The organism is Gottfriedia solisilvae (assembly GCF_002128405.1).
Taxonomy (GTDB): domain Bacteria; phylum Bacillota; class Bacilli; order Bacillales; family Bacillaceae_G; genus Gottfriedia; species Gottfriedia solisilvae.
In genome coordinates, this window is the sequence record NZ_NETJ01000003.1 from 290,698 (window position 1) to 302,954 (window position 12,257).

The 12,257-nt window shown below is 31.3% G+C and carries 14 protein-coding genes; 10 read left to right on the forward strand and 4 right to left on the reverse strand.

Features of this window, described 5'->3' with window-relative positions:
* Positions 1-73 precede the first annotated feature (73 nt).
* Complete coding sequence (locus CAB05_RS10670) at positions 74-2,041, reverse strand: methyl-accepting chemotaxis protein (protein WP_158093244.1); 1,968 nt, start codon at positions 2,039-2,041, stop codon at positions 74-76.
* Positions 2,042-3,015: 974 nt separating this feature from the next.
* Positions 3,016-3,258, reverse strand: a complete 243-nt coding sequence (locus CAB05_RS10680) for a YkuS family protein (protein WP_087999823.1) — start codon at positions 3,256-3,258, stop codon at positions 3,016-3,018.
* 104 nt (positions 3,259-3,362) lie between these two features.
* On the opposite strand from CAB05_RS10680, the gene CAB05_RS10685 reads away from it, so the two are divergent.
* The 9 genes from CAB05_RS10685 to CAB05_RS10725 all read left to right on the forward strand — a co-directional run bounded on the left by CAB05_RS10685 (position 3,363) and on the right by CAB05_RS10725 (position 9,305).
* Positions 3,363-3,491 carry a YuzL family protein gene (locus tag CAB05_RS10685; protein ID WP_087999824.1) on the forward strand — a complete coding sequence of 43 codons (129 nt, stop codon included), beginning with the start codon at positions 3,363-3,365 and terminating at the stop codon, positions 3,489-3,491.
* A gap of 190 nt (positions 3,492-3,681) precedes the next feature.
* Positions 3,682-4,596, forward strand: a complete 915-nt coding sequence (locus CAB05_RS10690; protein ID WP_087999825.1) for a DUF1835 domain-containing protein — start codon at positions 3,682-3,684, stop codon at positions 4,594-4,596.
* Between the two features lie 59 nt (positions 4,597-4,655).
* Entirely contained in the window at positions 4,656-5,630 is a 975-nt protein-coding gene (locus CAB05_RS10695; protein ID WP_087999826.1) for a DMT family transporter, read from the forward strand.
* Positions 5,630-6,685: a DNA-3-methyladenine glycosylase family protein gene (locus tag CAB05_RS10700; protein ID WP_328588934.1), complete on the forward strand. Its 1,056-nt coding sequence runs from the start codon at positions 5,630-5,632 to the stop codon at positions 6,683-6,685. Before CAB05_RS10695 ends, CAB05_RS10700 begins: the two co-directional genes overlap by 1 nt.
* Before the next feature lie 135 nt (positions 6,686-6,820).
* Positions 6,821-7,450: a thermonuclease family protein gene (locus CAB05_RS10705; protein ID WP_087999827.1), complete on the forward strand. Its 630-nt coding sequence runs from the start codon at positions 6,821-6,823 to the stop codon at positions 7,448-7,450.
* Between the two features lie 262 nt (positions 7,451-7,712).
* Positions 7,713-8,063: a VOC family protein gene (locus CAB05_RS10710; protein ID WP_087999828.1), complete on the forward strand. Its 351-nt coding sequence runs from the start codon at positions 7,713-7,715 to the stop codon at positions 8,061-8,063.
* Between the two features lie 123 nt (positions 8,064-8,186).
* The gene (locus CAB05_RS10715) at positions 8,187-8,528 is read left to right on the forward strand and encodes a cupin domain-containing protein (protein ID WP_087999829.1); all 342 of its coding nucleotides are present in this window, start codon (positions 8,187-8,189) and stop codon (positions 8,526-8,528) included.
* An 87-nt stretch (positions 8,529-8,615) separates the two neighbouring features.
* Positions 8,616-8,861 carry a hypothetical protein gene (locus CAB05_RS10720; RefSeq protein ID WP_087999830.1) on the forward strand — a complete coding sequence of 82 codons (246 nt, stop codon included), beginning with the start codon at positions 8,616-8,618 and terminating at the stop codon, positions 8,859-8,861.
* A gap of 3 nt (positions 8,862-8,864) precedes the next feature.
* On the forward strand, positions 8,865-9,305 hold the full coding sequence (locus CAB05_RS10725; protein WP_158093245.1) for a hypothetical protein: 441 nt from the start codon (positions 8,865-8,867) through the stop codon (positions 9,303-9,305).
* Positions 9,306-9,355: 50 nt separating this feature from the next.
* Here CAB05_RS10725 and CAB05_RS10730 read toward each other — a convergent pair whose 3' ends face one another.
* Both CAB05_RS10730 and CAB05_RS21870 read right to left on the reverse strand, forming a co-directional pair.
* Positions 9,356-10,867, reverse strand: a complete 1,512-nt coding sequence (locus CAB05_RS10730; protein ID WP_235821430.1) for a flavin monoamine oxidase family protein — start codon at positions 10,865-10,867, stop codon at positions 9,356-9,358.
* Between the two features lie 143 nt (positions 10,868-11,010).
* On the reverse strand, positions 11,011-11,151 hold the full coding sequence (locus tag CAB05_RS21870; protein ID WP_142283084.1) for a lmo0937 family membrane protein: 141 nt from the start codon (positions 11,149-11,151) through the stop codon (positions 11,011-11,013).
* A gap of 176 nt (positions 11,152-11,327) precedes the next feature.
* On the opposite strand from CAB05_RS21870, the gene CAB05_RS10735 reads away from it, so the two are divergent.
* Entirely contained in the window at positions 11,328-12,242 is a 915-nt protein-coding gene (locus tag CAB05_RS10735; RefSeq protein WP_087999832.1) for a sensor domain-containing diguanylate cyclase, read from the forward strand.
* Positions 12,243-12,257: the final 15 nt, after the last annotated feature.

Sequence of the window (12,257 nt, forward strand, 5' to 3'; positions counted from 1 at the left end):
TACTTACTTTTTGTAGATGTACTAAATAAAAAAACCTTATCGATATAAACTCGATAAGGTTTTTTTATACTATTTATTCAGACGTTTTAAATGCTGCAATTTCTTCTTGAAGTTCGATTGCCAGTCTCGCTAATTCTCCAACAGCAATACTTGTTTGTTCTGTCATTTTCAGTTGTTCTTTCGTATCAGTTACAGTTGATCTTGTTGAATTGAATGAACTAGTTGCGATATTAGAAATTTCATTAAATGATGCAGAGATTTCTTCAGTCGAAGCAGAAATCTGTTCAGATGTAGCAGAAACTTCTTGTATTTGTTTATTTACTTCAGTAATTGAATGTAAAATTTTATTAAAGCTTTCACCTGTTTGGGTAATTGCTTCAAGACCTTTAAGGGTTTGTTTTTCTTCTAATTCCATAGCGTTCATTAAAGTTGAAGTTTCACCTTGAATAGAAGACAGGATCTCTGAAATTTCACTTGTTGAGCGTTTCGAAGCTTCAGCTAACTTACGTATTTCCTGCGCTACTACAGAGAAACCTTTTCCATATTCTCCAGCTCTAGCAGCTTCAATCGATGCATTTAAAGCTAGTAAGTTGGTTTGTTCAGAAATTCCTTTAATAACATCAATAATAACGTTAATTTCAGAAGACTTTTTACCTAATTGTTGTACTAATTTTGAATTATCTTTAACTGTATCATGAATATTTTTCATTTCAGTTATACCTTGTTGGATGAATACATTTCCTTCATCCACATTTAGCGTTGCTTCTGTAGAAGATTCACTAGCTTCAGAAAGTTTTTCTGCAACATATTGAACACCTGAAGCAATTTCCTCTGTAGCGATTGAAGATTCATTCGTACTTGTCATTTGAACTTCTGCTCCAGCTGCCATTTGTTCCATAGAACTATTTACATTTGAAGTAATTTCACTAACTTGAGTAATCGTAATCGCTAAATGCTCTGATGACTCTGCAAGTTTGTTTGAAGTTAAATTTAATTTTGAAATTAATTGAATTAATGATTCAATCATTTGATTAAATGCTTTACCAAGCACACCGAACTCATCTTTAGATCTTACCTGTACTTTAGCAGTTAAATCACCATTACTTACTTTTTCTGTTACATGTAATAATTCATTAATCGGTTTCATGATAATACGAATGATGTAGAAACTAATTAATGCCCCAATTACTAAGAATACTAATACAATGATACCTGTAGTAAAAAGAATTGGCATTGCTTCATCCAAAAATTCTTTTTGTTCCATCGTACCTAGTACTTTCCAACCAGTTAAAGAATTTGTATTGTAAACTAAGTATTTTTTTGAACCCTTATAAGTATAATCAAATTGTCCTTTAGAGTTCTTTTCGATTCCAGCTGTTACATTTTTAGGTAATGAATCACCGGCTTTAATAGTAGGGTGAATAACAACTTTATTATTTGTATCAAGCATTGCTGGATATCCAGTTTTACCGATGTTTACATTTAATACTAATTCTTTTAATTTATCTAATGTTATATCAAAAGCGATAACGCCACTACCATCTGGTAAGGCTCTTGCAATTGTCACAATGATTGATTTTGAAGCTGCATCCTCGTAAGGACTTGTAATAATAACTTCTCCATTACTTCCTTTTGCCTCTTTGTACCAATCCCTTGTTCTTGGATCGTATCCCGCTGGAAGATCGACCTTTGGAGAAATAAAAATGTTCCCATCTTCAGTTCCAACGTAAGAAGCACTTACTTCCTCATGAGTGTCAATTACATTTTGAAATTCACTTATTAATGAAGGTAAGTTGGTTTCTTGGTAGCTCTCTTTATTAATTTTTTTAGATAATAATTCAATTAATCTATATTCACTTGAAATAGTACTTGAAATGTTATCATTGATTAATGAAACATTTTCTGATGCACTACGTACTAAATTTTCCTTTACTTTGTTTTTAGCGCTAATAAAAGAAGAAATTCCGATTACTGCACTTGGTACGACGATGAGAATAGCTAAAAATAATAATAACTTTGTGCGAATTTTAATATTTAACATGTTTTCTCGTTCCTTTTCTCCGAAGTGAAATATATAGCTGTTACCTTTATTTCGGATGATAAATTTTGAATTTTTACTATTTAGAAACATTTCCAAAAAATAACATTAAAAAAAGTCAAAAAAAATAATCCGAATGTGAATTTTTAAAGCAGTTTCAATTGTGGGTTAGTTGTTGTTTCTGATGAGAGCATTAGTTTTATTTTATAAGGATGTATATGGTAGGAGAAAATCTGATTGATTAGAGTTGTAGGGTCTAGGAGTATTTCTTATGAACATTGTTTTGAAATTTATGTAATGTGATTTGGTAAATTAGCTCTAGCTTTTTTATTAAGCTATAGAAATCTTGATCCAAGGTCTCTTTATGAGAAAGTATTTTGATAATGCTTTCTTTTTCTTTTTCAAGTGAAGAATAGTTCATACTTTTAAGCAAATTTTCATAACTTTTATTTACGGTCATATTTTTTATCGATCCCCCAAAACATAGTTAATAACACAATTTCATATAATACACACTAAATGGTAAAAAATCTTGAAAAAAATAAAAGTTCTATAATTAAAATTTTTCTAAATATTTAGCACAAAAAATGTAGAATAATAATTCTAGAACACGTTAAAAAACTGTATTTTCAGGCAAATGATAAAAAGAATGATCATGCATATTTTTAAAATAATGCTTAGACCTACTAAAGAAAAATAGGAATTCGTTCTAAATACAATGTTGTATCCGTTTCCAATTAATTGGAATATGTTTTAGAAATTATAGACTTTTGTTTATTAATATAAAGCTTAAAAACAAGACATAATTAATAGAATATTCTTATTAAAAACTTAGAAATAATCGTAAGATAGCAAATGAGAAGAAAAATAAATAGAAAAAATTTATAAAGGGTAAGCAAAATTTCTATTAAAATTTTGCTTACCCTTTAATTGGAATATTTCTTCATACTTTTTAATATGGCTGGTAGTTTACAGTATTATTGAAATCTACTTTCAACTTGTTGACAAACTTCCTCGGCTGTAAGTCCGCTAGCTTCAATAACAGATCCTTGTGTTGATACATTTTGCATGCCCATTACGTTTGAATCAAGACCAGTAACAACGCAGCAATCACAACCATTTGCATCAGATTCCTGTTTTAATTCAATAACCTCATGACCTTTTTCACGCAATACTTGTTGTACATTTGTTAAAGATTGCTCTACTCCAATTTTTGCCATTCGTAAACACCTCCTCAGAAATATAAGATTTACTATTTTTAGGAAAAATATTCTTAGAATAAAGATGTTTCATAATAGAAAAAGTAAAAATGGAGGTGTGTGAAATGGGAAAAACGAAAAAAGATCCTTCTAGAATTGGACTTGGGTCATCGCATGTTCAAGGTCAAGGTACAACTACTAGTGAAACTGGTGTAGAAAAGTCATCTTCTAGAAAAAAACAAAAAAGAGACTAATACGAATCTAAGTTTATATACTTTGTCTACACACTAAACCATCTTTGCTAAGATGGTTTTTTGTATGAAAAGGTTTTTTATTCACTTGTACAAGGAATAAGGGCTTGAAATGGAGAAATAGAATTTAGTCATTTGAAAACTAAATATAATTAAACGGGGTCATGAAAATTCTAGTAGAGGGTGGAGTAATTTGATTCATATTGTGAATGGGGATGTAGTTGGAAACAAACTAATAAATTTAGAAAAAGTAATTGTTTGGCGAGAGATGTATGATGTTGGCCCTTTTAACTTAATGTGGTCAAATGAGGAGCTATATCAAAATAGAGCAAGTTTCTTCGAACAAAAATGTAAGATTCCATCATCATTTTTTGTGAAGAATTGTATGGATCAATATAATCTTCTAAAAGAATTGTCAAATAAGGAAGAAGTTGTACTTTGGTTTGAGCATGATCGGTATGATCAAATTATGATGATTTATCTTTTGACAGAGCTATCTTCATTAGGTTTTCAAGATATTTCGTTAGTAAGTATAGATCGGTATCCGGGTATTGAACCTTTTCATGGACTAGGTCAATTAACAACAAATCAATTAATCGATCTTTTACCTCAAAAGAAAACTGTAACAACCAAACAGATTGAAGAAGCTAAATCAGTATGGAAAGCTTATCAATCAAATGACCCAAAAGATTTGAAAAAGTGGATTCAAAATCAAAAACATGAACTTCCATTTCTTAAACAAGCGATGATTTCACATGTAAGCTATTTTCCCTCTACTGAGACAGGATTAAATGAAGTAGAACACTTAGCTTTATCACTTATTAGTGATGGCAAGCTTCAGATTAATCAACTATTTAACAAGGTATCTAGTGCCAGATTAAATGATGGACTTAGTGATTTTTATTTTGCTTCATTATTAAACGAATTAATGCTTGGAAAATACCCATTAATAACATCAGATTCAAATTTGCCTAATTTTGAACATCCAGTCTCTACTGCGACATTGGAAATTACACAAAATGGTTTAGATGTATTAAAAGGGAAAAGCAGTCGATTCGATTTAATCGGAATGGATTGGTGGATTGGTGGAGTGCATATACATAGATGAAGATGTTACAATGAAATCAATTTAAAAATCTGAAGTCACTGATAGATTGAGGTGAGGTCATGAGACCAGTTGTACTAGGGATATTATCGGCATTTTTTTTCTCGATTACGTTTATTTTAAATCGTTCAATGGAATTATCAGGCGGTAGTTGGATCTGGAGCGCTTCATTACGTTACTTTTTTATGGTACCTTTTTTATTGATAATTGTTTTCCTACGAAAAAATAGTAAAGATTTGTTTGAACATATGAAAAAACATTTTGGTAGTTGGATTTTATGGTCTTCTATTGGATTTGGATTATTTTATGCACCAATTTGCTTTGCAGCGGTATACTCACCTGGTTGGTTAATTGCAAGCTCATGGCAAATTACAATCATATCTGGTTCACTTCTTGCACCATTATTCTTTATGACAATTAATACGCCTAATGGAATAAAGAAGATTAGAATGAAAATACCATTTAAAGGATTAGGCATGTCTTTACTTATATTATTAGGTATCGTAATGATGCAAGTAGAATTAGCTACTAAACTTTCAATCAAGACAGTTTTATTTGGAATCGTACCAGTTATCATTGCTTCTTTTGCATACCCACTAGGGAATCGTAAAATGATGGAACTTTGTAATGGGAAATTAGATGTTTATCAGAGAGTATTAGGTATGACAATCGCTAGTCTACCAATATGGATTGGTTTATCTGTATATGGAATAGGTACAGAGGGACTACCAAGTAGAGAGCAAACGATTCAATCTTTAATAGTTGCTGTTTCCTCTGGTGTAATTGCCACTACGCTATTTTTCCAGGCAACAGAACTTGTTAAGGGAGATATGCAAAAATTAGGAGCGGTTGAAGCAACTCAATCAATGGAAGTATTATTTGCTGTTGCGGGTGAAATTCTCTTACTTTCTGCACAAATTCCTTCTATTATATCTTGGGTGGGTATGTTGGTTATTATGGTAGGAATGATCCTGCATAGTTATTTATCACAAAAAAAACATGTAGCGCATCGAAGTAAAAAAACAGTTAATCTGTAATGAAAAGTAGTATACAAAAAATAAAGATTATCTATAAGAGACATTACTATGAGGCAGTAGTGTCTCTTTATGATTTTGTCTTTAATACAAAAGAAGGACAGAAGGTGAATGACATGAATACGGAAAACAAGAGAGCAAAAAACAATATTTTTTTTGATGAACGAGAAAATATTGTCATCATTAAGCCACCTGAAGATTTTAGTTTTAATGAGTGTTTAATCTTTTTAGGCAGATCAAATAATGAGGTTTTGCATAGTGTAATAGATCATTCCTTCATTAAGTTAATGAAAATAAATAACGAGATGGTTTTAATTAAGGTTTACGAAGAAAATGGAAATCTACTTATCGAATTTCAAAATCAACCTTCTAATGAAGAAATAAAAATACAAGCATCCAACTATATTTGGGATTTATTTGACTTAGATCAGGATTTAACTCGTTTTTATGAACTTGCAAAACAGGATGATCTGTTGGATTCATTGATTGAAAAATATTATGGGCTTCGTTTGATCGGCATACCAGACTTGTTTGAGGCATTATGTTGGGCTATTATGGGTCAGCAAATTAATTTAACGTTCGCTTATACATTGAAAAGAAGATTTACAGAAAAATATGGGGAACAATTTAAATGGAACGATCAAGTATACTTTCTTTTTCCAAATCCGGATGTGATTGCAAAATTAGAAATCTCTGATTTAACAAGTCTTCAATTTACTCAAAGGAAGGCAGAATATGTAATTGGGATTGCCAAATTAATGTCAGAAGGCAAACTGTCAAAAGCAATTTTAATGGACTGTGGAGATTATCAACAGAAATGTAAACAATTAATCAGTATCCGTGGAATTGGAAATTGGACTGCTGACTATGTGTTAATGAAGTGTTTAAAGGAACGATCAGCTTTTCCAATTGCTGATGTTGGAATACATAATGCACTAAAAATTCAGCTTGGGTTAAACAAAAAACCGTCAATCGAAGAAATCAAAGAACTCGCTAAAAATTGGGTCGGTTGGGAGGCTTATGTAACCTTTTATTTATGGAGGTCTTTATATAGTTAAAACCAATCACTTTTTCTATTAAACCTAATAAATAAAGAAAAATCATTCGAAAATAGAAAATTTACCCTCATAACACTTACATTCTTACTTTTTCTTGTTAAAATAAGTGGACTATGTATTAAATGGGGGAACATCATGAAGAACATGTTTATCATCATATTTATAACAATACTTGGTATTTCCGGTTGTAGTCAGGAGAACAAGACAGTTCAAGCTACGGCAGGGGAACAAGTTACTGTTGAGCTAACAAAATGCATAGACGGAGATACGGCAACATTTACAAAAGTAGGAACAACTAGGTTTCTTTATATTGATACGCCTGAAAGTACGAGAACAATTGAACCTTATGGTAAGGAAGCTGCATCATATACTTGTAATCTTTTAAAAAATGCTAACGAGATTCAATTACAATATGATGGTCCTAAGAAGGATAAATATGATCGAACGCTTGCTTGGATTTGGGTAGATGGTAAGTTATTACAAAGAGAAATCATTAAAAAAGGATATGTTGAAAAGTTTTATGACTATGGCACATATTCTTATGAAGCTGAATTAAGAGATTTACAGGCAAATGCACAAAGACAAAAAGTTGGTTTATGGAGCAACAAATCAGGAACAACACCAAAATCTACTAACAACCAAATACAAAAATTTGCAAACTGTACTGATTTAAGAAAAGTGTATCCTAACGGGGTTCCTCAAAGTAATACAGCTTATGAATCAAAGATGGACCGTGACCAAGACGGTTTCGCTTGTGAAAGATAATGATTGATAAAATTGGGAGTAGACATTTTAATGATCTACTCTTTTTATCGTATATACGATAGGAGCCAAGAAGTTAAACGTAACAAAGCAGATTCACAACACTGAATCTGTATTTTTTTAACTTTTTTAATGAAAAATACGTAATTACTAAAAAAGCTTAATACTTTCATAGGAAAATAAGTATCTTAAATAAGGACACATTTTGATATGATTAAGCTAAGTGGAAAATTTATACATTATTCTAAATTGGAGGGATTGCGAAATGAGAATAAAAGGTTTCGGTGGAATATTTTGGAGAACACAAGACGCACAAACTTTGAAGAATTGGTATAACGAGGTTTTAGGTATTTCAATGGGAGATTGGAATGGTACGATAGTAAAACCAGATGCGGACAATGAAACAATATTTTCGTTATTTAGGCAAGAAAGCGAGTATTTTCCGAAAGAACAGTCAGTGATGTTAAACTTTCAAGTAGAAAATATGAACGAGTGGCTTGAGCATTTCAATAAACTTGGTGTGACACTCCTTAAAGAGCCGGAAGTAAGTGAATATGGCACCTTCGTATGGATTGCTGACCCTGAAGGAAGATGGATTGAAATTTGGGAGAAATAAAGAGAAAATGTTTTTTGTCAAAAAATAGTGTTTTGTTCGCTAGCTTGCAAGGAATAAACTAAAACAGTACCGAATGTAAGTATTGTAATAGAATATTCATAGTATCGGGTAGGGGCTAAATGAATGAAAATCAGTAAAATAAATGCAGAACACTATATTTGGGGCGAAAATTGTGATGGCTGGCAACTCGTTAAAAATAATGATATTAGCGTTATTCATGAGAGAATGCCACCAAATACACAAGAAGTAAGACATTATCATCATAAATCTAGACAATTTTTCTTTGTATTAAAAGGATTAGCAACAATTGAAGTAAATGGAGAAATATTTGATTTATCACAAAATGAAGGTATTGAATTAGCTCCACAAATTCCGCATCAAATGTTTAATCATTCTGATGAGGAAATTGAGTTTTTAGTTATATCACAACCTAATAGTAAAGATGATCGAGAAACAATAAGTTAATATTTTAGAGCGTTTTAGAAGAAGTAAGGAACTACAAAAGGGTAGTCTTGTTGAATTGTAATACATATAAATAAAAGGGGATTTCATTTGGACAATATCGATAAAAGAAATCGGTTAGATGAGGAAATTTTTACATATCGAGTTACAAAAAACAATACTGTATTTATTGATTGGTGTGGAAAATCCGTAACGACTTTAAAGGGTAAAGAGGCTGAGCGAATTATAGCTAAATTAAATTCTGCAGCTAATGAAAAAGAGGTACAATTAATTTTAGCAAAAGTTACGGGTAATTTTAAACGAGGTAATGAACGTAATTCAAATAATAAAAAATGATGAATGAAAGAAAGGATAGTAAAGATGATTCAGTATTTAAGGCAGTTATTTAGTAAAGAACCTTCTGATAAACCGTCTCTGCCAATAAGAGATACAAGGACATTATCGAAAAAAGAAATTGAATATGTGGTTAATGAACTTTCAACTAAACAATCCAATTATATGAATGAGATTAAGAGTGGAAACATAATAGCGGATGAAGCTGATGTACAATTTCAACAATTAATTACGAATAGGTTAACAACTAATCTTACATACAGAATTCCAAGTTTAGATATTGAATTAGCATACTTAAATGCGATCCTAAAAGGGAAGAAAAATATACAAGTTCAATATCATTTATTTCATCAATTAAAAGAAAATGATACAGCAGAATTAACGAATATGATTATGAATCAAGGATATTCATTTGTACCGACAGTAGGATATCTGAAAATAGGATGAGCTATCTATAAAAAACAAGCCTGTATTTTAATAGCACAGGCTTGTTTTATTTATTTTGCTTCATTTTCTGTTTCGTGACTATCCGATAACTTAGGTAAATCATTTACTTCATATGCTACTCTAATGCCTGACTCAATAGCTCCTTGTATCCAGCCCGGTGTTGTTGATGTATGATCTCCTGCAAAGTGTACGCTTCCTTGAGGTGTTTGAATGTAAGGGGCAATTTCTGTCTGTTGATCTGGCTTGAATATCGCAAATGCACCACCAGAAAAAGGGTTTTCTGCCCAGCTAAAACTTGTTCCAGTAAGATACTCATCATATATTTTTGGACCATATATATAGGCGAGATTTTCGAGTGAGTCAGCAATTTTCTCCTGTTCAGTCAAGCTATCCCAAAGTGTTGCATTGTCTTCCCAAGTATAGCTTGCTAAAATTACACCAGGGCTTTCTGTACCAACTGATTGACTAGGAAAGTAAGCATAACGTACCGGTAAGTCAGAAATCATTTTTCCGCCAACGAATCCTTCTTTTTCCCAAAATCTTGTTCTAAATTGTAATGCTATTTTTGTAGATGCTACATAGTGTAACTGTCTAATTGCTTTGTATTTGTTATATGAAAATAAATCGTGTGGGGTAACTTCGACAAAGTTTAATAATGAAAATGGAATTGTAATAATGGCGAGGTCTGATGTTGTTGTATAACGTTGTGATGTATTTGTATCTATAGTATGAATAGTTACTTGAGAGTCAGTTTGTTCAATTCTTCGCATCTTTTGATTGAAGTAAAGATTTTCGCTTAATTGTGGAAGAAAGGAAGCTGGAAGCTGGTCGTTTCCTCCCTTAATTTCATAAAACTTAAGTCCTTCAGTAAATAAAATCATGACTTCTCGAAGAAGTGCAGTAAATGAAAGCTCTGGAAATCCCTCTAGTCCAAGCATAACCTTGATCATATCAATCGCGCCAACGGATAATCTTCTACCAAATGGATTATATTTTAAATAATACTCCATAGAGTAACGATCAAATTCTTTAATAATGATATCCCAATTTTGTTTTGGATTTTTTTCGATAAAACTAGTTACTGGTTCCATAGCGTACTTGGCTAAGGCATCAGCAGTTTTTCCTTTTTCATTTTGGGTAGTTGGAAACTCTAATAAATCTGGATTTTCTTCGTATATTGATTGGATTGTTCGAACGCCATTGACGTAAATAATATCATTTGGAGTACTATTTATGAATTCTTCAATTGGTAAGTTGAACTTTTTAATATATTCAAGTACGAGTAAATGAATTGAAGGAATTCTCATTGCACCAAGCTCAACATATTGTCCGCTATAAAAAGATGATCGATTTGTAAATATTCGTCCACCAACACGATTATTTGCTTCTAATATAGTGACGTTATGTCCGGCTTCTTTTAACAAAGACGCCGTTACTAATCCAGAAATTCCTGCTCCGACAACGGTTATATTTTTAGGTACCAATGTTTTAGGTAATCCTGTTCGAATCGTTTGAAGCATTTGCTCCATTGTTAAAGGACTTTCCTGACTAACATCTGGCATAATTATTCCCCTTTAGAATTTAATCATATTCATAGCAGTTTATTCATTGCCATTGATAGATAGAAGAGAATATTTGCTTAAGTAAAATAAAAAAACAAAAAAAGAGAGCTTGTGATAAACAAGCTCAAGTACCAGAAATATATTTATGTTTTTCGTTTAAATAGGCGAACCAGGAATACGATAATTGCGATAATTAACACAAGATGTATTAACCAACCAGTTATATGGAAAACAAAAAATCCTAGTAGCCATAATACTAAAAGTATAATAAATAAAGCCCACATAGTATCATTTCATTCCTTTCTAATGTAGCTGTATTAATACCATCTCCAATTTTAAATATCATATCCAAAATTACCGAAAGAAAATTTGTATTTTGATGATATTAGTTGTCTTTCTATTAAGAAAATTTTGATACAATAAGTATTAAGAAATGATATATAACTCAGGAGAAAGATGAATGAAGAGATATCCAGTGGAAGATGCATTTAATTTTGAAGATGTTGCAAATGATATTTTGCAAATGGCAAATGATTTAATTGGAAAACATGAGTTTTTTGTTAGCTTTATTGACGAGAAAATCTTAAAGGTTTTAAAAGTAAAAAATAAAATTTGGCTAGACGAAGGAATTATTATGCCTATTGAGGAGACGTATTGTCAGTACACTCTTCAAGGGAAAGAACCAGTTCTTATTGTAAACAGCTTAGTAGACGAACGAGTAAAATTTCTCAATGCTACAATTACCAATAAAATGTGTTCGTATGCTGGAGTACCTATCATCTTAAAAAATGGCATTGTATTTGGAACTGTTTGTGCCCAAAACAAAGAACCATTTCTTTTTGATCAAAAGACAATTAATATACTAACAAGACTGGCAAAATTCCTTTCTTATGTTGTTGATCTTGAAACTTTTATCATAAAAGATTCCTTAACAGGTTTATATAATCGTTATTTCTGGAATAAAATGATCGCTCAACTAAATAGTAACCATACTGTTCATACCTTTTTAATGTTTGATATAGATAAATTTAAAAAAATAAATGATCAATTCGGACATGAAAAAGGGGACGAAGTATTAATTCGAGTAGGTGAGATTCTCCAAAACAGTATACCAAATAATGCGTATGCATTTAGATTTGGTGGAGATGAATTTGGTGTATTATTTACCGATAGTAGCGTAGAAGAAACTGCCGATACCGTTAATGAGTTAATTGCTAAATGTGAAGAAATCAGACTAGATCAGAACACAATAGTTAATATATCTTGTGGAATCGTTGACACAAATAAAGTAGACATATCAAAATTAATGGCTGTTGCAGATCAATGTTTATATTTTTCCAAAAAAGAATCTAAAAGCTTTGTAACACAAGCTTAAATCAAACGAAAAAAA